Origin of the sequence: [Empedobacter] haloabium (genome assembly GCA_008011715.2) — a bacterium.
GTDB classification, from domain to species: Bacteria; Pseudomonadota; Gammaproteobacteria; order Burkholderiales; family Burkholderiaceae_D; genus Rugamonas; species Rugamonas haloabia.
This window is the reverse complement of sequence record CP136508.1, coordinates 2310519-2334745: the sequence shown is the minus strand read 5'-3', so window position 1 is coordinate 2334745 and position 24227 is coordinate 2310519. Positions and strand designations below refer to the sequence as shown.

Annotated in this window: 10 protein-coding genes; 1 reads left to right on the top strand and 9 read right to left on the bottom strand. The window is 70.7% G+C overall.

Going from position 1 to position 24227, the window contains the following annotated elements:
• Window positions 1–38: 38 nt before the first annotated feature.
• Window positions 39–542, bottom strand: coding sequence for a hypothetical protein (locus E7V67_010185; GenBank protein ID WUR15445.1), 504 nt, complete (start codon window positions 540–542; stop codon window positions 39–41).
• A gap of 175 nt (window positions 543–717) precedes the next feature.
• On the opposite strand from E7V67_010185, the gene E7V67_010180 reads away from it, so the two are divergent.
• Complete coding sequence (locus tag E7V67_010180) at window positions 718–1380, top strand: CDP-alcohol phosphatidyltransferase family protein (protein WUR15444.1); 663 nt, start codon at window positions 718–720, stop codon at window positions 1378–1380.
• Here the strand turns inward: E7V67_010180 and modA are convergent.
• The 8 genes from modA to E7V67_010140 form a co-directional block, all read right to left on the bottom strand.
• The gene (gene modA, locus E7V67_010175; protein ID WUR15443.1) at window positions 1313–2044 is read right to left on the bottom strand and encodes a molybdate ABC transporter substrate-binding protein; all 732 of its coding nucleotides are present in this window, start codon (window positions 2042–2044) and stop codon (window positions 1313–1315) included. The two genes, E7V67_010180 and modA, sit on opposite strands and share 68 nt — an antisense overlap.
• Before the next feature lie 102 nt (window positions 2045–2146).
• The gene (locus tag E7V67_010170) at window positions 2147–3541 is read right to left on the bottom strand and encodes a hypothetical protein (GenBank protein ID WUR15442.1); all 1395 of its coding nucleotides are present in this window, start codon (window positions 3539–3541) and stop codon (window positions 2147–2149) included.
• A 9-nt stretch (window positions 3542–3550) separates the two neighbouring features.
• On the bottom strand, window positions 3551–4732 hold the full coding sequence (locus tag E7V67_010165) for a hypothetical protein (GenBank protein ID WUR15441.1): 1182 nt from the start codon (window positions 4730–4732) through the stop codon (window positions 3551–3553).
• A 47-nt stretch (window positions 4733–4779) separates the two neighbouring features.
• Complete coding sequence (locus E7V67_010160; protein ID WUR15440.1) at window positions 4780–5697, bottom strand: TauD/TfdA family dioxygenase; 918 nt, start codon at window positions 5695–5697, stop codon at window positions 4780–4782.
• A gap of 41 nt (window positions 5698–5738) precedes the next feature.
• A complete protein-coding gene (locus tag E7V67_010155; protein WUR15439.1) occupies window positions 5739–6692 on the bottom strand; it encodes a TauD/TfdA family dioxygenase in 954 nt (317 codons plus the stop codon).
• A gap of 26 nt (window positions 6693–6718) precedes the next feature.
• The gene (locus tag E7V67_010150; GenBank protein WUR15438.1) at window positions 6719–14974 is read right to left on the bottom strand and encodes an amino acid adenylation domain-containing protein; all 8256 of its coding nucleotides are present in this window, start codon (window positions 14972–14974) and stop codon (window positions 6719–6721) included.
• Window positions 14971–18453: an amino acid adenylation domain-containing protein gene (locus tag E7V67_010145; protein ID WUR15437.1), complete on the bottom strand. Its 3483-nt coding sequence runs from the start codon at window positions 18451–18453 to the stop codon at window positions 14971–14973. The genes E7V67_010150 and E7V67_010145 overlap by 4 nt, the downstream gene beginning before the upstream one ends.
• A complete protein-coding gene (locus E7V67_010140) occupies window positions 18450–24221 on the bottom strand; it encodes an amino acid adenylation domain-containing protein (GenBank protein ID WUR15436.1) in 5772 nt (1923 codons plus the stop codon). Before E7V67_010140 ends, E7V67_010145 begins: the two co-directional genes overlap by 4 nt.
• Window positions 24222–24227: the final 6 nt, after the last annotated feature.

Here is a 24227-nt window from a genome sequence, read left to right as displayed (position 1 = left end):
GACGAACCTGCGCCGATTGCCCGGCTAACAGGCTTTCGTCAGCCTTTGGCGTGGAATCGCGGCGAACGCCACCGCGAAGGTACTGACGGTCGCCCGCCGTCGAGCAGACTCGGTGTGCGCATGTCGCTGGCCTGCCAGGGCGCCAGCAGGCGACGCAGCCGTTTCCTGGCCAGGTCATCGTGGAATAACCTGCGCACCGGATGCCGATTGACCGAACGGGGAGAATAACCGACCGAATCGCTGAAGAAGAGCGAAGTGCCATAACGGCGCGGATACCAGCTCAGGTTGTCGTGCGAATAAATCACCGAGTAACTTGCCTTTTCCAGGTCCACCGTGACGATATCGTTTTTTCTCACGCCGACCAGTTGTCGCGCGTCCGGACCGTCGAGAAACAGCAAGGGTTGGCCGCTCTCGTCAGTGATCATGCTGCAGGGCCGGTCGCGGCCGCCCACGATGCTGACCGCTTCGCCGTTCCTGGCAAGGCCCCCCAGTACGATCAGGCTCAATCGGCATCGCAGCCGGCAGCGCGCAACGAAAATCATCCAATATCATCCGGCCCCTCCTTTATATTGTTCCGATGCTGATGACTGATCAGGCGGGCCAATTGAAACACATAATTTATTATTAATTTAGAGCTTGACCTCGAAATAATCCGGCATGCCGCCGAATACGGCCCCAGGTGTTTACACTGCGGCTTTTCGTGAACGGAAATGCCCGATGAAAAAACTCATACCATGGTTGCTCGTATTAAGCCGTATCGTGCTGGCCCCGGTCGCGATCTGGCTTGCCGTCCAGGGACTGCCGGCCTGGCTGTGGATGTGCCAGTTCGCGGCCGCGGCATTGTCCGACTGGTTCGACGGCAAGCTGGCGCGCCGCTGGGGCACCGCCACGCCCGGCCTGCGCCAGGCCGACAGCATTGCCGACACCGTCTATACCCTGGCGATCGTGGTCAGCCTGTGGTTCAGCCATCGCGACATCGTGCTCGCACACTGCTGGGGAATCGCGCTGGTGATCGCGCTGGAGGCGGCGCGCTATCCGCTCGACTGGTGGCGCTTCGGCCGCGGCGCCAGCTACCATGCGCAGAGCGCCAAGCTGTTCGGCGTATCGTTGCTGGTCGCCGTCAGCGCGATCGTGATGTTCGACGATGCCGGGCCATGGCTGTGGCTCGCGCTGGCGATCGGCGTCGTGTCCGAGCTGGAAGGGATGCTGATTTCGCTGGTGCTGCCCGCGTGGACGCATGACGTCCGCAGCCTGCGCCGCGCGCTCGAGCTGCGCAGGCTGGACAGGGCAGCGAGCGGGCCCGCCGCGCGTCTCAGGGCTTGCCGAAGCCGTGCCGCAGCAGGATCGCCTGGCCCGGCCCGACAGCGGCGAAGTCGATGAAGCGCAGGGCCAGCCGCGGTTGCGCGGCGTTGGCGGTGACGGCGATCGGATAGCGCACCGGCGTGACGGTCGGCAGCGTCAGCACCGCCCTCACCTTGTCCTTCTGCGCCATCACGTCGGTGGCGTAGACGAAGCCCGCATCCGCCTCGCCGCGTGCCACGTAGTCCAGGCTCTGGCGCACCGAGGCGCCGAACACGAACCTGGGCGCCAGTGCCTGCCACAGGCCGGCCTGCTCCAGCGCCTCCCGTGTGTAGCGCCCGATCGGCACGCTGGCGGGGTTGCCCGTGGTCAGGCGCGCCGCGCCGTTCAGGTCCGCCAGGGTCGCGATCCTGCTGCCGCCAGGCACGACCAGCACCACCGTGTTGCTGACGAAGTCGCGCCGCGTTCCGGCCGCCAGCAGTTTGGCGCGCTCGGCCTTGTCCATCGCGTCCTGGTCGGCCGCCGCGAGCACGTCCACCGGCGCACCCTTGGCGATCTGCTGGACCAGCGGATCGGACGCGGCAAAGTTCAGCAGCACCTTGTCACCCGGATTGGCGGCTTCGAAGGCCTGCGCCAGCTCCTTGAAAGCATTGCTCAGGCTCGCCGCCGCGGACACCGTCAGATCGGCGGCGCCCGCGCACAGCGGCACGGCCAGCAGCGCGGCAGCCAGGATATTCTTGTGCATCGTCGCCTCGTCGCAAGTAGTCAAAAGCGCAATATACACGACTATATAGCGCTTGCGCCACCGGCCAGCCGGGCCGGCCAGCCAGCGCGCCGCGGCGTCCCGTCACCCGCCGGCCGGACCGGTGCGTCCGCCCTCGATATCGCGGTGGCGCCGCACTGCGGCCTGCACGAGGGCCGGCTGGCCCTGCCCCGCCTGGCGCAGGAATGCCACCAGGATGTCGCCGGTGGCCTGCACGCTCTCGGCCGGACCGCGTGAACCGCCCATGAAGCGCGCCAGCAGCCAGCGCGCCGGCGGCGACAGCAACAACGGCACGTCCGTGAAACTGTAGTGGTTCGCGTGGCCGATCTGGTAGCGGAAGCCGGCGGCGCGCAGATTGGCAAGCAGGCGCCGGTTGCCCTGCAGGTACCTGGCCGAATGGCCCGTCTCGCCATGATCGCTCTCGATCAGCAGGAACGGCCGGTCCAGACGCCGCTCGGCCAGGCCGCCGTACAGCGTGCCGTCGATATTGGCCGCCGCCGCGACGCGCGCGTCCGTGGCCATCACGGCGACCGAGGCGGCGCCACCGAACGAGTGCCCCACCGCCGCGATGCGCGCCAGGTCGAGCCGTCCGGACAGGTTGCCCAGGCCGTCCGGCCGGTCCAGGCGATCCAGCACGGCGCGCAGGTCCGCGCTGCGGGTCCGCAGGTGCTCGCCCATATAGGCCAGCCGCTCGGGATCGTTGGCGACGAAGCGCTCGACCGGCGTGGCGAGGCGTCCGTCGGCCAGCTGCGTCAGCGCCGCTTCGTACGGGTGGTCGACGGCAAGGACCACGAAGCCGTGGCTGGCCAGGTCGGCGACCAGCGTCGTGTAGAACGCGCGCGACGCGCCATACCCTGGCGAGAACAGCACCACGGGCCACTTGTGCCGCCCGCCCGGTACGGGGGCGCGCACGATGGCGTGCGTGTCGATGCGGTCGTAGTGCGCCAGGAACAGGCGCGGCACCGCCGCGACGAAGTCCGGCAGGTGCCCCAGGCCATCGATGTAGGCCGCACGTGCGCCGACGGCGCCGTGCGCGGCCGGATACCAGGCCTGCACGACAAGGTTGCGCCGGTCGCCAGGAGCGTCGGTGGCCGGTTCCGGGCGCGTCGGGTCGACCCAGCGAAACACCTGGGTGCCGACGGCATACGGTCCACGCGGCGCCGGCAGCTCGGGCACCGGCAGGAATACCCAGCTGGCGGCCAGGGTGCCGGCGCCGGCCAGTTGGGTGGCGCGCAGTGCCCATTCTCTTCGACGCCCGCCTGTGCTGCCCCTTGCCATGCGCACCGCCGCCAACAGGATCAGCGCGTAGGCCGGCAGGAACTGCCAGTACCAGCCTTCCACCAGGACTTGCAGCACGCAGCCTGCCGCCAACACCCCCAGCATCGCCAGGGCGGGAGCCGGTCGCGCCGCCCGCCCCGGCGCCGCCGCCAGGGCGAACAGGACGGCACCGCCCAGCAGCACGCTATCGAGCCAGCCCATGCGCGGGTCTCAACCGCCGGCCCGCGCCAGCATACCCAGGCTGTCCCTCAGGTTGGCCTGGAAGTGCTCGCGCTGCGACGGCACCCACATCGGCGGATCGAACGCCGCCACGATGCGCGTTGCTTCGATGCGGATGGTTCCCGCCAGCGGTTCGCGCATCAGGAACTCGTCGCCCGCCTGTTCGATCTGGAAGCCCTGCGCCTCCAGTTCCTTCAGCTGGGCCCGCAGCACCTCGCGCAGCATCGCGGCGCGACCCGCATGCGGCACGGCGATCTCGATGGGCCGCAGGTCGGGCAGCGGCACCAGCACGGCCGCTGTCACGGTCGACTTGCCGGCGCCGTCGGGGAACTTGAGCGCGGCGATGCCTTGCTGGACGATGCGCCGGACCTCGTCGACCGGCGCCGACGCGGCGTAGCCGGCGGCGGGCGTCACCAGGTGGTCGATCAAGACCGTCACCGATTCGACCTGGCCCGATGCGCCGACCTCCAGCCGGAACGTGACGGTGCCCTGCACGTCCTTGCAGTCCTCGCGGTCCTTCAGCTGCCCGGCCAGGTCGCGCTGCAGGTCGAGGATGACCCTGCGCGCGGCGGTCGCATCGAGCGCGCCCTTGACGACGGGCGACGTCGGCCGCAGGTGGCCGACAAAGGCGATGCGGCCTTCGCGCGGGTCCATGCTGCCTTCGATGGTCTGGGTGCCGTGCACGATGCGGTCGTCGAACAGCAGCAGCTGGTTGAACTGCGCCGGCACCAGCTCGTACAGCGACTCGCCCTGCACGTGGTGCTTCTTGTAGCTGGGGATGCCGTCGCGCAGCAGCAGCGTCTCGCCGCCGGCGAACTTGCGGGTCTGCCAGCGCGTCAGCGAGTAGACGTAGCCCAAGGTGCCGTTCTGGAAGTCGCTGTGCAACCCCAGGGTGCAGCCGTTCACCATCAGGTGCAGGTTGGGCACGCCCATCGGCAGCAGGCCCACGTGCTCGATGCACCACTGCTTCATGTGCTGCATGAAGCGCGCGAACAGCGGCTCCGGGATCACCTGCTGCGGCACCGTGCGCAGGTAGGTGTACATCTGCGGCGCGCAGAAGTATTGCCAGCTGACGGTCTGGCGGTAGGGGTCCTTGACCTTCAGGTCGTAGGCCGAGCGCATCGCTTCCGCCTCGGCAAAGAAATCGTTGACGACGTGCTGCCGTTGAATCATGCCGCTCTCCGGGAAAATGGGTTGAAGTGATCGGTCATCCGGCCGCCTCAGGCCGTACCGTGCGTGCGCATGTCGCCCAGCGCGACCCGGATCTGGCGGTTGCCGGCATACGGCAGGCGCCCGTGCGCCATCAGCAGGTTGTTGACCAGCAGGACGTCGTTGGCCTGCGTGGGGATGCGGATCGAGCACTCGGTCAGCACCTCGTCGACCTTGCGGACCCATTCCGCCGGGATCGCGCTGCCGTCGCCGAAGAACACCGTGCGCGGGAACTTGTCGCGCGGGAAGTGCTTGCGCAGCAGGTCGCCGACCTCCTGCGGCAGCGCGTCCGGATGGTGCAAGAGAATCTGGTTGAACCACGCCTCGGTGCCGCGCTCCGGCAGCGGCAGCACCGCATGGGTGCGGAACGACACCGTGACGTCGTTTTCCGACGGTGCGTCGATCTCGTGGCCGGTGGGCGCCATCTTCTCGCGCAGCTCCTGCAGGTCGTTCACCTTGAAGAACTGCTGCCATGAGGCGTCCAGCCCGCGGATGAAGCGGCGCCGGTACACCAGGCCCTGCTCGCGAAAGCGCGCCAGCATTTCGGCCGGCATGGCCTCGAGCACCTTGCGCCCGTCCGACAGCGTCCACTCGCCGCCCTGCGGTGCCGGCTCCAGGCAGAAGAACAGCTGGCGCGACGGCCAGGTGTGAGTGTGCGACGCCTCGTTGTGGAACTGGATTTCCAGGTGTTTCGGATAGGGCGTGGCGAAGTAGACGTTCTCGCTGGCGCTGGCCAGCGGCAAATCGCCGTAATGCTTGTACAGGGTGTTGCACGCCGCCCCGGCGCACTCCTCGAAGCCTGCGAGGCCGCCCACGTCGAAGCCGCGGAACAGCACGTAGCCGTCGCTCCACAGCGCCGCGTCGATGTCGCCGCGATTGTGCTTGATCCAGTTGGCGAGGGACTCGCCTTGCGTACCTTTGATGTTCATGGATTCCCGTCGTTCATGGTTGATGGATTAGGGGTGGCGTGTCACGACATCGCCACCAGGATCTGGCGCGGGCCGTCGAACGGCATGCGGCCATGCGCCGCCAGCACGTTGTCCACCATCAGCAGGTCGCCCTGCTGCCAGCGGAACAGCCGCTTTTCCGCGTTCATGACCGCGCGCACGGTTGCCAGGGTGTCGTTGTCGATGCGGCCGCCGTCGCCGTAGTAGGCCGCCATCGGCAGGCCCGCCTCGATCTGCGCGCTGACGTTGCTGGCCATCGGCGTGTTCGACGCATGCCACAGGTGGACCTGGTTGAACCAGACCCGCTCGCCGGTGACCGGATGCGTGCGCAGCGCCGGCCGCACTTCCTGGATGCGCAGGCCGCCGTCGGGCTGCCATGCATAGCCGATGTCCATGTCGCGGCAGTAGGCCTCGACCCTGGCCTGGTCGGTCGTCTCGAAGGCCTTGGTCCACGAGTTGTAGCGCGACTGGGCCGAGGCCAGGTTGCGCACGTACATCAACTGGCGCCGTTCGAACTCCTCCACGATGTCCCACGGCATGCGCGCCAGGATGCCGCGCGAGTCGGCGAGCGGCGTCTCGCCGCCCGTGGCTGGCGCCACGGCGCAGAAGAAGTACAGCAACTCCGGCCACTGGCAGCTGTACGACATCTCGTTGTGCAGCGGGATCTCCAGCTGCTTCGGGTATTCCGTCGAGGTGTAGACGCCCTCGGCGACCTGGCTGCGCGGCGACGTGCCGCCGGCATAGCCGCGCAGCTGCGGCGCCATCGCGCCGACCGCGGCGCGGAAGTCGGCGGCGCTGCGCAACGGGAAGCCCCGCAGCAGCAGCGCCCCCGTGTGGCGCAGTTGCCCGACCAGCCCGGACGCCGCGGCGCCGAACCAGCGCTGGCAGTGGGTGGCGCCGGCGCCGGCCTCGATCAGGTAGGGGAAGCCGGGCGTGGCCGTCACCTCGAAAGGCGCGTCCGCGCAGAGGCTCTCCATGGTGTGTTCGTCCAGTAGTGTAATCATCAGCCGAGATACCAGTGTTTGAGGATTTCAGTGGCCACGATGGCGACGTGGGGCGGTTTCAGGATCGACAGATGGTCGCTGCCGGCGACGTTGACGACGGCCAGTCCCGGTTCCAGCTGGCGCCAGGCGGGCACGTCGACGGCATCGCCGGCACCGCCGGAGGGCGCCACGAACAACAGCACGTCGGCACCGCTGGGCTGCTCGTGCCGGTAGCCGATGGTGCACTGGCGGCAGAACATCGCGATGACGGGTTCGAGGTCCGCCGCGCGCGCCCTGGCGGGCAGCAGGCCGGCCTCCTTCATGCGTTCGCACACCAGCAGCACCTGCGCGGCCTCGTCGCGCCGGGCCAGGTCGGCCGCGTCGATGTGCAGCGACGCGCCGCCGCCCTGCTCGACCAGCCTGATGTACTGGCGCAGCGCCTGCGCGCGGCTGGCATGGCCCTGCGCGCGCGGCGCTTCGGTATCGATCAGTACTACCGGTGCCACCACCGCACCCGCCTGGAGCAGCTGGCGCGCCGCTTCCAGGGCGATCCAGCCGCCGAAGGAATGGCCGGCCAGGTGGTATGGCCCGGCGGGCTGCACCGCGCGGATGGCCGCCACGTAGCGCGCGGCCGCCTCCGGCACGGTGGGTACCGGCCCGTCGCGGCCCAGCAGGGCTTCCGCCTCCAGCCCGATCACGGTGACGCCGGCATCGAAGCCGCCGCACAGGTCGAGGAAGGAAGTGGCGTTGGCGCCGGCGCCCGGTATGCAGAACACCTTGCGTCCGCGCGCGCTGCCGGTGCGGACGATGACGGCCGCCGGATGCAGCGCCGGCTCGGCCAGCGTCACGGTGCCGTCGATCCCGGCCAGCACGGCGGCCATCGCGCCGCCCAGCCGGCCGGCCCGTGCCGGCTCCATCATCAAGCTCCAGTGGTCGCCGCCGATGGGGTACACCTGCAAGCGCCCGCGCAGCACGGTGCCCCAGCCGTTGGCGGGATCGGCCGCTTCGCGCGGGTCGGCCGTGAACAGGTGGACGGGTGCGTCGACCGGCTGCGCCACGTAGGCATGCGCGGCCTGGCGCAGGTGGTACGCCAGCGCGATCCTGGCTTCGAAGTCGGCGGCATCGATGTCCTTGCCCAGCCAGCGCTGGCGCCGGGCCAGGTCGAGCGCCGCCGGCAGGTCGGCCGCGGCCATCAGCTGCGCCGTCTCCGCGTCGGCCAGCTGGTAGCCCTGGTATTCGATGTACGATGCCAGCAGCATCAGCTTGTCGGCCAGGCCGATCGCGCCGGCGGTGGCGCCGGCCGTGCCGCGCAGCCAGCTGTCGATCAGTCCGACGAACTGCACCTCCTGCCCCTGTGCGACCAGCTGGCGCGCCACCTCGTAGGCCAGCACGCCGCCGGCCGACCAGCCGGCCAGCCGGTAAGGCCCTTGCGGCAGCGCCTCGCGCAGGATGCGCACGTAGCTCTCCGCCAGCTGCTCGTAGGTGGTCTGGGCCGTGACGGCGGCACGGTCGGCGCGGATGCCGTACAGCCCCACCTCGTCGTCGATATGGCGCGCCAGGCGCTCGTAGGACAGCACTTCGCCGCTGGGTTCATGGATGAAGACCAGCGGCGGCCGGGTGCCGCCGCGGCGGATCGTCACCCACTGGCTCGATGCGGGCGCGCCGCCGTTGTTGGCGGTGATCAGCTGGGCCAGCGCGCTCAGCTCCTGCGCCAGCAGCACGTCCTGAAGCGCCGCGTTGTAGCCCTTCTGCTTCAATCCCTCGATCACCTGGAACACCATCAGCGAATAGCCGCCCAGGTCGAAGAAGTTGTCGTGCCGGCCGACCCGCTCCACACCCAACAGCTCGGCCCACAAGGCGGCGATCATCTGTTCCACCTCGCCCTGCGGCGCCTCGTAAGCCTGTTGCGCCAGGCCCTGCCCCTCCGGCGCCGGCAGCGCCTTGCGATCGAGCTTGCCGTTCGCGGTCAGCGGCAGTGCCTCCAGCGGCACGAACGCGGACGGCACCATGTAGTCGGGCAGCCTGCCGGCCAGACGGGCGCGCAGCAGCGCCGGATCGGGTGCCGCGGCGCCCTGCCGCGCCACCACGTAGGCGACCAGGCGCTTGTCGCCCGGCGTGTCCTCGCGGGCGATCACGACGGCCTCGCGCACGCCGTCCTCGCGCGCCAGCTGGGCCTCGATCTCGCCCAGCTCGATGCGGAAGCCGCGCAGCTTGACCTGGAAATCGTTGCGGCCCAGGTATTCGATGGTGCCGCCCGCACGCCAGCGCCCCAGGTCGCCGGTGCGGTACATGCGCCCCTGCGCAGCCCCGGCAAACGGATCGTGCAGGAAGCGCTCGGCGGTCAGTTCGGGGCGGTCCAGGTAGCCGCGCGCCACGCCCGCGCCGCCGATGTGGATCTCGCCGGCGACGCCGATGGGCACCGGCTGGCGCTCCTCGTCGAGCAGGTAGACGCGCGCGCCCGGCATGACGTGGCCGATATGCGGCGTGCGGCCGTCGATCAGACCGCAGGTGGCGTCCACGCTGCATTCGGTCGGGCCGTACATATTGAAGAACAGCGTGTCTTCCACCGCGGCCAATTCGCGCCAGGTGGCCGCGTCGATCGGCTCTCCGCCCAGCAGCAGCTTGCGCAGCGTGGCCGCACGGCCCTTGAGGAAACCGGCGCCCTGCAGCAGGCGCAGGTGCGACGGCGTGCATTCCATCGCCTCGATGCGGTGCCGCTCGATAAAGTCCAGCAGCGCGGCGCCGTCCAGGCGCGTCTCTTCGGGCAGCAGGAAGACCGTACGGCCCAGCGCCAGCTGGCCCCAGGCCTTGACCGCCATGTCGAAGCCGAACGAGGAGTTCCAGGCGATCCGGCGGCAATCCGGCGCGACGCCGTGGATGCACGCCTCCAGCCCGTGCAGGAAGGTCAGCACGTTGCGGTGCTCGACCATCACGCCCTTCGGCGTGCCGGTGGAACCGGATGTGTAGATGACGTAGGCCAGGTGCGCATCGGTCACGCCGACGGCGCCGGCGTCCAGGTCGTCCACCGGTGCGGCGCCCCAGGCGGCCTGCTGCCACGGCATCTCGTCCAGCAGCACGCAGGCGCTGGCCGGCGGCACGGCCAGCCGCGCGCGCAGCGCCGCCTGGGCCAGCACCGCGACGGGGGCGCTGTCCTGCAGCATGTGGGCCAGCCGTTCGTCCGGGTGGACCGGATCGAGCGGCACGCAGGCGCCGCCCGCCTTCAAGGTGGCCAGCAGCGCCACCACCATCTCCAGGCTGCGCTCGGCGCAGATCGCCACGCGCGCATCCGGTCCCACGCCCAGGCCACGCAGGTGCCGGGCCAACTGGTTGGCGCGGGCGTTCAGTTCGCGATAACTCAGCGCGCGTCCCGCGCAGGCGATTGCCGTGGTGTCCGGCTGCGCGGCCGCGTGGCGCTCGAACAGCGCGTGGATCAGGCCACCCTGCGCCGGCGTCGCGGGCGTCTCGTTGAACGTCTCCAGCACCAGGCGGCGCTCGGCCGTGTCCAGCAGGTCGATGCGGTCGACCTGCTGGCTGTCGTCCGCCACCATGGCGCGCAGCATCGCGTGCACGTAGCCCCAGTGGCGCCGGATCGTGCTTTCGTCGAACAGCGCCGTCGCATAGTTCAGCTGCCCACCGATGCGGTCGTCCACCTCGTGCAATTCCAGCGACAGGTCGAACTGGGCGAAGTCCGGCGCATTGGCCATGGCTTCGGCCGTCAGCCCCGGCAATCCCAGCTGCACCTTGGGCGTGTTATGCCAGGACAGCATCACCTGGAATACCGGGTGGTACGACAGCGAACGGGGCGGATTGAGCGCCTCCACCAGCCGCTCGAACGGCACGTCCTGCAGGCTCTGCGCCTGCACGGCCATCCGCTTGGCCTGGGCCAGCAGCGCGTGCACGCTCGGGCGCCCGGCCAGGTCCATCTTCAGCGCCTGCGTATTGATGAAGAAGCCGATCAGCGGCTCGACCTCGACCCGGTTGCGGCCCGCGTGCGAGCTGCCGATGACGACCTGCTCCTGGCCCGACAGGCGGCTCAGTACCGCGGCCCAGGCCGCGACCAGCGTCATGTACATGGTCGTGCCGTGCCGCTGGCTGAGCGCCTTCAGGCCTTCCGTCAGCGCGCTATCGAGCTCGATGGCAACGTTGGCGCCGCGATAATCCTGCATGGGCGGCCGCGGCCGGTCGGTCGGCACGGCCAGCAGCGCGGGCGCGCCGCGCAACTGCTCGACCCACTGCTGCAACTGCTGCTGCAGCAGCGGTCCTTGCAGCCACTGGCGCTGCCACACCCCAAAGTCCGCGTACTGGATCGGCAGCGGCGGCAGCGGGTCGGAACGGCCGGCGTGGAAGGCCTCGTACAAGGTCGAGAACTCCTGCGCCAGCACGCCGGCGGACCAGCCGTCCGAGATGATGTGGTGCGTGGTGACGAGCAGCACGTGGTCCTCGTCGGCCAGGCGCAGCAGGCGGCCGCGGATCAGCGGGCCCAGGGCCAGGTCGAACGGCAGGCTGGCCTCCTCCCTGCCGATCCGCTCGACTTCCGCCATGCCCGCGCCGGCGAGGTCCTGCTGCACCAGGGCGAAGCCGCGCGGCTCGTCGATCACCTGACGCACCTGGCCGCCGATGCCGACGAAGCGGGTGCGCAGCACCTCGTGCCGCTCGACGATGCGGTCCAGGGCGCCCTTCAGCGCGGCCTTGTCGAGCGGGCCGCGCAAGCGCACGGCGTCCGGCACGTGGTAGGCCTTGCTGGCGCGCGCATCGACCCGCGCAATGAACCACAGGCGCTGCTGCGCCAGCGACAACGGCAGCGGCGCCGAGCGGTCGGCCCTGCCGATCGCGCTGAGGGTCTGCTGGCCCGCTTGCGCCACGTCCAGCGCCAGGTCAGCCAGGCGCGGATGGGTGAACAGCACCGACAGCGGCAGCTCGATGCCCAGCCGTTCGCGCAACTGCGACACCAGCCGCACGGCCAGCAGCGAGTGGCCACCCAGTTCGAAGAAGTTGTCGTGCCGGCCCACCCGCTCCACGCCCAACAGCTCGGACCAGATCTGCGCCAGCGTGGTTTCGATGGCGCCGATGGTCGCCTCGTAGGCGCGCTGCACGAAGGCCTGGCCGCTCGGCGCCGGCAGCGCCTTGCGATCGAGCTTGCCGTTCGGGGTCTGCGGCAGCGCCTGCAGCGGCACGAAGGCGGCCGGCAGCATGTATTCCGGCAGCGCCTGGCCCAGCCGATCGCGCCAGGCCGCCGGATCGGGCTGCGTGCCCTCTTCCATGACGACGTAGGCCACCAGGCGCTTCTCGCCCGGCACGTCCTCGCGCGCCAGCACGGCCGCCTCGCGCACGCCGGCGATGCGCGCCAGCTGCGTCTCGATCTCGCCCAGCTCGATGCGGTAGCCGCGGAACTTGACCTGGAAGTCATTGCGGCCCAGGTATTCGATGGTGCCGTCGGCACGCCAGCGCCCCAGGTCGCCCGTCCTGTACAGGCGCCCGCCCTCGACGAACGGATCGGCCAGGAAGCGCTCCGCGCTCAGGTCCGGCCGGCCCAGGTAGGCGCGCGCCACCTGCACGCCGCCGATGTGGATCTCGCCCGTCACGCCCAGCGGCACCGGCTGGCCGTGCCCGTCCAGCAGGTAGATGCGGCTGTTGGCGATCGGCGCGCCGATGGGCGGCAGGTCTTCCCACTCGTCGGCGGGGCTGGCCAGCACGTGCGCCGTGACGACGTGGCTCTCGGTCGGGCCGTAGTGATTGTGCAGGCGCGCCTGCGGCGCCTGGCGGAACAGGTGGCGGATCGCCGGCGTGATGCGCAGCTGCTCGCCCGCCGTGATCAGGTCCTGCAGCGCCGGCAGCGGGCGCTCCTGTTGCGACCACAGCTCGGCCAGGCCGTTCAGCGCGATGTACGGCAGGTAGACGCGCTGCAGGTCCTGGCCGCGCATCCAGTCGGCCAACGCCGGCAGGTCCTGGCGCACCACCTCGCTCACCAGCACCAGCGTGCCGCCGCTGGTCAGCGTCGAGAAGATCTCCTGGAACGCCACGTCGAAGCCCAGCGCCGCGAACTGCAGGGTGCGTGCCGGCAGCGGCAGGTCGTCGCGCTGCCAGCGCAGCAGGTTGGCCAGCGCGCGGTGCGGCATGCACACGCCCTTCGGCTGGCCGGTCGAGCCGGACGTGTAGATCACGTAGGCCAGGTGGGCCGGCGTCTGCGCGCCGGCCGGCAGGTCGTCGGCCGGATGGTCCGACCATGGCGCCGGCGCATCCAGTTCGGCGCAGGTCACGCCTTCCGGCAGCGCGAGGCGCGAGCGCAGCTGCGATTGCGTCAGCAGCGCCACCGGCGCGCTGTCGCGCAGCATGTGGGCCAGGCGCTCGTCCGGCAGCACCGGGTCCAGCGGCACGTAGGCGGCGCCGGCCTTGAGCGCGGCGACGATGGCGACCACCAGGTCGAGGCCGCGTTCCAGGCACACGGCCACCCGGTCGTCCGGCCCCACGCCGAGCTGGCGCAGGTAATGTGCCAGCCGGTTGGCACGCGCGTTCAGCTCCGCGTAGCGCAGGCGCTGCCCGTCGAATTCCAGCGCGATGGCATCCGGCGTCTGCGCCGCCTGCCGCTCGAACAGCTGGTGCACCGTGGGGTCGTCCGCGTCCTCCCGGCCGGTGGCATTGAAGGTGTTCAGCACCTGCTCGCGTTCACGCGCGGGCAACACCGGCAGCGCCTGCAGCGCCGTGTCTGGCGCGCTTTCCAGCGCGGCCACCAGGCCGGCCAGTGCCTGCTGCGCGAAGCCGAGGATGCGCTCGGCGGACAGCGTATCGACGATTTCGGCGGTCAGGCGAAAGCCCTGCCCCAGGTCGTCGACGTGCAGCACGAACGGGTAGTTGGTCTGGTCGCGGCTCTCGATGTGGCGGATACCGGCGATGACTTCGCTCTCGTCCAGCTCTTCCGGACGGCTGTAGCGGTAGTTCAGCAAGGCGGAGAACAGCGGCGTGCTGGCCGGCAGCGCGCTGCAGCGCTGGGCCAGCGTCAGCGGGGCGTGCTCGTGACGCAGCAGCTCGACCAGCGTGCGGTTCACTTCCTCCAGGCTGTGCTGGGCGCCGTGCGCACCCAGCCGCACCCGCAGCGGCAGCGTGTTGATGAACATGCCCATCGCACGGTCGGCACCCGGCCCGCCCTGCATGCGGCCGAACAGCACGGTGCCGAACACCACGTCGTCGCGCCCCGTGCACGCCGCCAGAACCTGGGCCCACGCCAGGTGGAAGATGCTGGCGGCACTGACGCCGCGCTGGCCCGCGACGCGCCGCAGCCGCTCGGCCAGCGCGGCATCGACCTGCTGGCGCGCCTGCACCGTGTTGGCGCCGTTGCCCTGCACGTCCAGCAGGTCGAATGGCGCGGTCGGCGTGTCCACGCCGCCGAGCATGCGGCGGAAGAACTGCTCGTGTTCGACATTATTGTTGTGCAGGCGGGCCTGCGCGACGAAATTGCGGAACGGCACAGGCGGCGGCAGCTCCGCCGCGCGTCCCTGCAGGATACGCACCACCTCGCCCACCAGCAGTTCCAGGGTGATGTGGTCCATGACCAGGTGGTGGTACATCAGCTGCAGCAGCCAGCGCCCGCCCGCCCCATCGAACGCGGCGAAGCACTGGATCAACGGGGCCTGCCGTACGTCCATGCGGAAGCGGCGCGGATCGACGTGGGCCTGCAGCTGCGCCTGCACGTCCTCGCCGTCGAAGGTCAGCGTCTGCACTTCCAGGCGCGCCTTGCGCCACACCACCTGCACCGGGTCTTCCAGGCCGTCCCATTGCAGCGCGGTGCGCAGCACGTCGTGGCGCGCGACCGCCTGGTTCATCGCGTCGGCGAAGCGGTCCAGCAAGGCACGGTCGTCAAAGCTCATCAGCAGGCGGTTCAGGTAGGCGTCGCCCTCCTGCTGCAGCAGGTGGTGGAACAGGATGCCCTCCTGCAGCGGCGCCAGCGGGTAGATGTCCTGGATGTTTGCCGCCCCGCCAGGCGTGGCCTGGACGATCCGGTCGATCTGCGCCTGCTCCAGGCGCACCAGCGGCAGCATGTCCGGTGTGATGCGTGGCGCCGCCGCGGCCGGGCGCTGGCCCTGCGCCGGCAGGCCGGCGGCCCAGGCCAGCAGCTCGCGCTTGTGCAGCTTGAGCGAGGTGACCACGGCCGGCGTCATCACGCCACGGGGCGCCTTGACGACGAGTTCCCCCTGCTCGACCCGCACCTCGACCTTGTTTGCGTCGAACAGCTCGATCAACGCCTGTGCGTCTGCGCTCTTGCTTGCTACGTCCATATTCATAGTCTGAATTCCTCGATGTCGTCGTGTGGTTCGTTTGATGCCGCGAAGCTCTCCGGTATCGCATTGGGCGGCACGTCCATGGCAGGGGTCTCGGCGCCGCGGGCCAGTTCGATGGCCGCGGCCATCCCGGCCAGGCTTGGATGGGCGAACAGGGCGCGGATGTCCAGCGACCAGCCGCGCTGGCGCAGCTGCTCGAGCAGGCGGATCGCCAGCAGCGAGTGGCCGCCCAGCTCGAAGAAGTGGTCTTGCCGGCCGATCCGTTCGATGCCCAGCAGCTCGCTCCAGATCGCCGCCAGCGCCTGTTCCACCTCGCCCAGCGGTGCCTCGAACGCCTGGCGGCCGAACGCGGCGCCGTCCAGCGCCGGCAAGGCCTTGCGATCGAGCTTGCCGTTCGGCCCCAGCGGCAGCGCGTCCAGCGTGACGTAGGCGGCCGGGATCATGTAGTCCGGCAGGTGCCGGCCCAGTTGCGCGCGCAGGTCGGCCGGTTCCGGTGCCGGGGCGGCGACCAGGTAGGCCACCAGGCCGGCGCCGTCCGGCCGCGCCAGCACCACCGCCTCGCGCACGCCCGGCTGGCGCAGCAGTTGCGCCTCGATCTCCCCCAGCTCGATGCGAAAGCCGCGCAGCTTGACCTGGAAGTCGTTGCGGCCCAGGTAGTCGATGGCGCCATCGGGGCGCCAGCGCCCCAGGTCGCCGGTGCGGTACATGCGTCCACCCACGACGAACGGGTCGGCCAGGAAGCGTTCCTCGGTCAGTCGCGGCAGGTTCAGGTAGCCGCGCGCGACCTGCACGCCGCCGATATACAGCTCGCCCGCCACGCCCAGCGGCGCCGGACGGCCATGCGTGTCCAGCACGTACATGCGCGTGTTGGCGATCGGCCGGCCGATCGGCACCGCCGTGCCTTCCTCGCCCGTGCAGGTCCAGGCGGTGACGTCCACCGCCGCCTCGGTCGGTCCGTACAGGTTGTGCAGCTGCGCCTGCGGCAGCTGCGCGCGCGCGGCGTGCGCCAGCGCGGCCGGCAGCGCCTCGCCGCTGCACATGACTTGCCGCACGCTGGCGCTGCGTGCCACGGCGTCCGGCTGGCTCAGGAACACCTGCAGCATCGACGGCACGAAGTGCAAGGTCGTCACGCCGGCCGCCTCGATCACCGCGCCCAGGTAGTGCGGGTCCTTGTGTCCTTCCGGCCGCGCCAGCACCAGTTGCGCACCCGTCATCAGGGGCCAGAAGAACTCCCAGACCGAGACGTCGAAGCCGAACGGCGTCTTCTGCAGCACCACGTCCCGTGGCCCCAGCGCATAGGCCTGCTGCATCCATTGCAGGCGGTTGACGATGCCGCGGTGGCTGTTCATCACGCCCTTCGGCTGGCCGGTCGAGCCGGACGTGTAGATCACGTAGGCCAGGTGGTCCGCTGCCAGGCCGGCCGGGTCCAGGTTGGTGTCTTCGCGAGCGGCCAGCAGGGCCTGCGTCGCCGCCGTATCGAGTACGAGCTGTGGGGCCGCCAGCCGGTCCGCCAGGGCTTCCTGGGTCAGCAGCACCAGCGGCGCGCTGTCGCGCAGCATGTGGGCCAGGCGCTCGTCCGGATACGACGGGTCCAGCGGCACGTAGGCGCCGCCCGCCTTGACCACCGCCAGCAGCGCGATCACCAGGTGCTCGCTGCGCTCGAGCAGCACGCCGACCGTCCGGTCGGGACCCACGCCCAGGCCGCGCAGGTGGCGCGCCAGCTGGTTGGCGCGGGCATTGAGTTCTCCATAACCGAGTTCCGTGCCTTCGAAGCGCACGGCCGTGGCGGCCGGCGTGCGTGCCGCCTGCCGTTCGACCAGTTCGTGCAGCAGCGCAGCTGGATACCCGGTGGCGGTGGCGTTGAAGTCGTGCAGCACCTGCCGGCGCTCGTCCGGCGGCAGTACGTCCAGCGCGGCCAGCGGCAGGGCCGGGTCGTGTTCCAGTGCCCGCACCAGCCCTTCCAGCGCCGTCAGCATGAATGCCACCACGCGTGGCGCGGCCACGCTGTGATCGACCTCCGCGGTCAGCTCGAAGCCTGTCCCCAGGTCGTCCACGTGCAGCACGAACGGATAATTGGTACGGTCATGTCCGCCCAGGTGCTCGATGCCTTCCAGTACCTTACCTTCGCCTTCGCCCTCATGGCTGTAGCGGTAGTTCAGCAGGCTGGAAAACAGCGGCACGTTGGCCGGCAGCGCGCTGCAGCGCTGTGCCAGCGTCAAGGGCGCATGCTCGTGCCGCAGCAGTTCGGCCAACGCGGCCTGGGTGCGCTTCAGGCCCTGCTCGACGGTGTCGGCCATGCGCACGCGCAGCGGCAGCGTGTTGAGGAACATGCCCAGCGCCCGCGCCGTGTCGGCCGCGCCCTGCATGCGGCCGAACAGCACGGTGCCGAACACCACGTCGTCGCGGCCAACGCAGCACGCCAGCACGCGGGCCCACGCCAGGTGGAACAGGCTGGCGGCGCCGACGCCGCGCGACTTGACCTGCCGCCGCAGCCGTGCCGCCAGCGCCGGTTCCATGCGCGCGCCATAGCGCAGCACGGCCGAGCCGTCGCCCTGCACGTCCATCAGGCCGAACGGCGCCGTGGGTTCGGCCACGTCGCCCAGCTCGCGCCGGAAGTACGCCTCATGGTCCGCCGCGCCCATGCCTTGCCGTACCTGGGCCACGAAGCGGCCGAACGGGACCGGCGGTTCCAGCTCGGTGCGCCGGCCCTGGAGCAGCAGCGCGATCTCGCCGATCAACAGCTCGGAGGCAGTGTGATCCAGCACCAGGTGGTGGTGCAGCAATTGCATCAGCCAGGTGCCGGTGGCGGCATCGAACATCGCGTAGGCGCGCAGCATCGGCGCCTGGCGCACGTCGAGCCGCTCGCGGCGCGGATCGGCATGCGCCTGCAGCTGCGTCACCGCGTCGCTACCTTGCGGCGCCCGCTCCAGCGTGCGTACCTCCACACGCGCCTGGCGCCACACCACCTGCACCGGTTCGGCCAGGCCTTCCCAGTGCACGGCGGTGCGCAAGATGTCGTGGCGGGCGATCACCTCGTTCAGTGCCGCCATGAAGCCGTCCAGCCGTTGGCGGCTGTCGAAGCGCAGCAAGGTGGGCAGCACGTAGGTGTCGGCCGCGCTCTGCACGCGGTGATGGAACAGGATGCCCTCCTGCAGCGGCACCAGCGGATAGATGTCCTGGATATTGGCCGCACCGCCCGGCGTTGCCTGCACCAGCCGCTCGATCTGCGCCGGCGCCAGCGCCACCAGCGGCAGCATGTCGGGCACGATGTGCTGCGTCCCGGCCGGGATGCCGCCCTGCGCGTCGCTGCCGGCGCGCCGCTTCAGCAGCGCGATCAGGTCCTCCTTGTGCGAACGCAGCGATGCCATCAGGCCATCGTCGGCCAGTTGGCGCTGGTCGCCGATCAGCGCCAGCTTGTCGCCCTTCACCCGCACCGCGATGCCACGGGCATCGAGCTTGTCCAGCAATTCCAGTGCACTCACAGCTCGACCTCCTCAAGTTGAATGGTTGCGGCGGCCAGGTGCGCCAGGCTCGGCGCGTTGAAGACCATCTGCACGTCGGCCTGCAACTGCCTTGCGCTCATCTGGTAAATCACCTGGATCGCCAGGGCGGAATGACCGCCCAGTTCGAAGAAGTTGTCGTGGCGGCCCACCCGCTCGGCCCCCAGCAGTTCGGCCCAGATGGCCGCCAGCGCCTGCTCCACCATGCCGGCCGGCGCCTCGTACGGACGTTGCACCAGCCCCTGGCCTTCCGGCGCCGGCAAGGCCTTGCGATCGAGCTTGCCGTTCGGCGTCACCGGCAACCGCTCCAGCGCCACATAGGACGAGGGCAGCATGTACTCCGGCAGCTGCGCGGCCAGCTGGGCACGCAGCGCGGCGGGGTCGGGCGCCGGCACCTGCGGGTCCGCCACGACATAGGCGACCAGGCGCTGGTCGCCGGGACTGTCCTCGCGCGCCAGCACGACCGCCTGGCGTACGCCGGGCAGGCGCGCCAGGCGCGCTTCGATCTCGCCCAGCTCGATGCGGAAGCCGCGCACCTTGACCTGGAAATCGTTGCGGCCCAGGTATTCGATGGTGCCGTCCGCGCGCCAGCGCCCCAGGTCGCCGGTGCGGTACATGCGCGCACCGTCGATGCCGGCGTACGGATCGGGCACGAAGCGCTCCGCCGTCAGTTCGGGACGGTGCAGGTAGCCGCGCGCCACGCCGGCACCGCCGATGCAGATCTCGCCGGCGGCGCCCAGCGGTACCGGCTCGCCGTGCGCATCCAGCAGGTAGATGCGCGCGTTCGGCATCACCTGGCCGATGTGCGGCACGTCTCCGGCCACGGGACCGCAGGCCGCGTCCACGCTGCACTCGGTCGGCCCATACATATTGAAGAAGCCGATGCCGTCGTGGGCCGCCAGCGCGCGCCACGTCGCCGCGTCGATCGCCTCGCCGCCCAGCAGCAGCTTGCGCAGTGTGCGGCCGCGCTGCTGCGGGAAGCCGGCGCCCTGCAGCATGCGCAGGTGCGACGGCGTGCATTCCATCGCCTCGATGGCGTGCCGCTCGATGAAGGCCAGCAGCGCGTCGGCGTCCAGGCGGGTGCGCTCCGGTACGATATGGACGCTGCGGCCCAGCGCCAGCTGGCCCCAGGCCTTGACGGCCATGTCGAAGCCGAACGACGAGTTCCAGGCGATGCGGCGGCAGTCGGGCGCCACGCCGTGGATGCGTTCTTCCAGACCGCGCAGGAACGTCAGCACGTTGCGGTGCTCGACCATCACGCCCTTCGGCGTACCGGTGGAGCCGGACGTGTAGATGACATAGGCCAGGTGCGCCGCATGCAGGCCGACCGTGGCCGGCGCCGGATCGCTCGCCGGCTCGGCCGCCCAGGCCGAGTGCTGCCATGGCTGGGCGTCCAGCACGACGGCACCCCGCGCCGCGGGCAGGCGCCCTTGCAGGCCGGCCTGGGTCAGCACCACCACCGGCGCGCTGTCCGCCAGCATGTGCGCGAGGCGCTCGTCCGGGTGGACCGGATCGAGCGGCACGCAGGCGCCGCCCGCCTTCAGCGTGGCCAGCAGCGCCACCGCCATGTCCACGCTGCGTTCCACGAACACGGCGACCCGCTCGTCCGGCCGCACGCCCAGCCTGCGCAGGTGGTGCGCCAGCTGGTTGGCGCGCTCGTTGAGGGCACCATAGCTCAGTTCAGTGCCTTCGCAGGCCACCGCCAGCACCTCCGGCTGGCGGGCCGCCTGCGCTTCGAACAGCGCGTGGATCAGCGTTTCGGCCGGGTAGTCGCGGCGTGTTTGGTTAAAGCCATGCAGCAGCAGCTGCCGTTCCGCCTGGTCCGGCAACGCGATCCGATCGACCTGCTGGCCGTCGTCCGCCACCATCGCCCGCAGCATCGCCTCCAGGTAACCCCAGTGACGCCGGATCGTGTCCTCGTCGAACAGCGCCGTGGCGTAGTTCAACTGGCCGACGATCCGGTCACCGGCCTGCTCCAGGTCCAGCGACAGATCGAACTGCGCGCTGCCGGCCTGGTTGCCCACGCTGTCCAGGCCGAGCCCTGCCAGGTCCAGGCGCACCTCGGGCGTGTTCTGCCAGGCCAGCCGCACCTGGTAGATCGGGTTGTAGGCCATCGAGCGCAGCGGATTCACGGCCTCGACAACCTGCTCGAAGGGCACGTCGCGATGGGCCTGCGCCTGCAGGGCGAGCTGCCGCGCTTGCGCCAGCAGCGCCGCGACGCTGACGTCGCCCTCCAGGTCGAAGCGGATCGCCTGGGCGTTGACGAAGAAGCCGATCAGCGGCTCCAGTTCGGCGCGGTTGCGCCCCGCCTCGGAGCTGCCGATCACCACCTGGGCCTGGCCGGACAGGCGCGCCAGCACGGCGGCCCACGCGGCCAATACCGTCATGTACAGCGTCGTGCCGTGGCGCTGGCCCAGCACGGCCAGCGCGCGCCCCAGCCCTTCATCCAGCGCAACCGGCAGCGTGGCGCCGCGGTAATCCTGCGTGTCGGGTCGGGGCCGGTCGGTCGGCAGCGCCAGCAGTGCCGGCGCGCCCTGCAACTGCCCCACCCAATACGCCAGCTGCTGTTGCAGCACCGGTCCTTGCAGCCACTCGCGCTGCCAGGCCGCGTAGTCGCCATACTGGATCGGCAATGGCGCCAGCGGGTCGGGCGCGCCGCGCAGGTACGCCTCGTACAGCGCCGACACCTCGCGCGCCAGCACGCTCAGCGACCAGCCGTCGGCGATGATGTGATGCAGCGTCACCAGCAGCAGGTGGTCGTCGTCGGCCAGGCGCAGCAGGCGGCCGCGCAGCAGCGGGCCGTGTGCCAGGTCGAACGGTGCGGTGGCCTCGTCATGACAGAGCTGGCGCAGCGTCTCGGCCGGCACGCCGGCCACGTCGCTGTACTGCAGCGTGAAGCCTTGCGCCGCGTCGACGACCTGGCGTGGTTGGCCGGCCAGGGTGACGAAACGGGTGCGCAGGATCTCGTGGCGCTCGACGACGCGGGCCACGGCCGCCTGCAATGCCGCTTGGTCGAGGGCACCGCGCAGGCGCAGCGCGCCCGGGATATGGTAGGCCGTGTGGGCTTGCGCATCGATCTGCGTCACATACCACAGCCGCTGCTGGGAATACGACAGCGGCAGCGGCGTCGTACGGTCGGCCGGCGTGATCGCCGCCAGCGTGGTGCGCGCGGCCATGGCCACCTCGCGCGCCAGCTCGGCCAGCCGCGGCGATTCGAACAACGCGGCCAGCGGCAGCTCCACGCCCAGCTGCTGGCGCAGTTGCGACACCAGCCGTACGGCCAGCAGCGAGTGGCCGCCCAGCTCGAAGAAGCTGTCCTGGCGTCCCACCTGCGCGATGCCCAGCAGCTCCGCCCAGATCCGGGCCAGGACCGTTTCGATCTCGCCCTGCGGGGCCTCGTGCACACGCTGCACCAGCGCCCCCTCGTCCGGCACCGGCAGCGCGCGGCGATCCAGCTTGCCGTTGGCCGTAGACGGCAGCGCGTCCAGCGTCACGTAGGCCGCCGGTACCATGTAGTCCGGCAACTGCTCGGCCAGCTGCGCGCGCAGGCGTGCCGCGTCGCTCGTGCCGACCACGTAGGCCACCAGGCGCTTTTCGCCGGGACGGTCCTCGCGCGCCAGCACGGCCGCCGCGCGCACGCCGTCGAGCCGCGCCAGGTGCGCCTCGATCTCGCCCAGCTCGATGCGGTAACCGCGCAGCTTGACCTGGAAATCGTTCCGGCCGAGGAACTCGACGGTGCCGTCGGCATGCCAGCGCCCCAGGTCGCCGGTGCGGTACATGCGGCCGCCCGGCACGAACGGATCGGGCAGGAAGCGCTCGGCATCGAGCTCGGGGCGGTTCAGGTAACCGCGCGCGACGTGCGCGCCGCCCACATGGATCTCGCCGGCCACGCCCAGCGGCACCGGCTGGTGCGCGCCGTCCAGCACGTAGATGCGGCCTTCCGGCACGGGCCGGCCGATGCTGCCCGGCGCGTCCGTCGGCGCGCAACGGGCGACGGTGGCATTGATCGTCGTTTCCGTGGGCCCGTAGGCATTGGCCAGCGCCGGGCGATGCCCCGGCCGGCGCCACCACGCTTCCAGCGCGCTCGCCGCGACCGCGTCGCCGCCGATGACGATCTGGCGCAGGTGCGCGGGAATCCGCGCGTCCGGCTCCAGTGCCAGCTGCTGCCAGAACAAGGTCGGCAGGTTGGCGATCGTCAGCCCGTGCCGCGCGCACAGCCGGCACCAGCTGGCCGGATCCGTGACCCATGCCTCGGTGCGCAGCACCAGCGTGGCGCCATGCAGCAGGGTGCCGAAGATCTCCTCGACCGACACGTCGAAGGTCAGCGCGCAGAACTGCAGTACCCGATCGGCCGGCGTCACGTCGTACAGCTCGTGCAGCGCCGCCAACTGGTGCCACAGCTGGCGGTGCTCGACCTGCACGCCCTTCGGCGTGCCGGTCGAGCCGGAGGTGTAGATCACGTAGGCCAGGTGCGACGCCTCCACGCCGACCGTGGCGGGGTCCGGATCGTGGCCGGGCAGGCCGGCCCAGTCCTCGCCGCCGACGGCGACGACGTGGCAGCCCGCCGGCGCCTGCAGGCTGGTGCGCAAGGCGGCGTGGGTCAGCACCGCCATGGGGGCGCAGTCCGCCAGCAGGTGCGCCGACCGCTCGGCGGGCTGGGACGGATCCAGCGGCACGTAGCCGGCGCCCGCCTTCAGCGTCGCCAGCATCGCGACGATGACGTCGATGCCGCGCTCCATGTACAAGGCCACCCGCGCGTCCGGCCCGATTCCCAGCGCGCGCAGGTGATGGGCCAGCCGGTTGGCGCGTTCGTTGAGGGCGCCGTAGCTCAGCTGGTGGGTATCGTGTACCAGCGCCAGCGCATCCGGTCGCGCGGCCGCCTGCCGTTCGAACAGCCGGTGTACCGGTTCGGCCGGCCCACGCTCGCGCCGGGTGGCATTGAAGCCTTCCAGCAGCAGCGTGCGCTCTGTCTCGTCCAGCAGCGCGATGTCGTGCACGCGCTGGCGCTCGTCTGCCACCATTGCGCGCAGCATGGCGTGCAGGTAGCCCCAATGGCGCCGCACGGTGGCGGCGTCGAACAGCGCCGTGGCGTAGTTGAGCTGGCCGACGATGCGCTCGCCGACCTCTTCGAAATCGAGCGCCAGGTCGAAGGTGGCGCTGGTCTGCGCACCGCGCAGCCGCTCGACCGACAGGTCGGCCAGGTCCAGCGCCACGGCCGGTGTGTTATGCCACGTCAGCATCACCTGGAATACGGGGTGGTAGGCCATCGAGCGCGTCGGATTGAGGGCCTCGACCAGCTGCTCGAACGGCACGTCGTGCCAGTCCTGCGCGCGCAGTGCGGCCTGCTTCGTTTGCGCCAGCAAGTCGGCGACCGTGGGCGCGCCCTCCAGGTCGATCTTCAGCGCCTGCGTGTTGACGAAGAAGCCAATCAGCGCCTCGACCTCGGCGCGGGTGCGACCGGCGTGCGACGTGCCGACCACTACCTGCGGCTGGCCGGCCAGCCGCGCCAGCACGGCAGCCCACGCGGTCAGCACGGTCATGTACAAGGTCGTGCCCTGCCGCCGGCCCAGTTCGCGCAGCGCGCGGGTCAGGTCCGCGTCCAGTTCGATGTCGATGCTGCCGCCGCGATAATCCTGCACGGCCGGGCGCGGCCGGTCGGTCGGCAACGACAGCAGCTCGGGCGCGCCCTGCAACTGCGCCGCGCAGTCGCGCAGCTCTGGCTTGCGCCAGCGGTTCTCGCAACCATGCACGCTGCC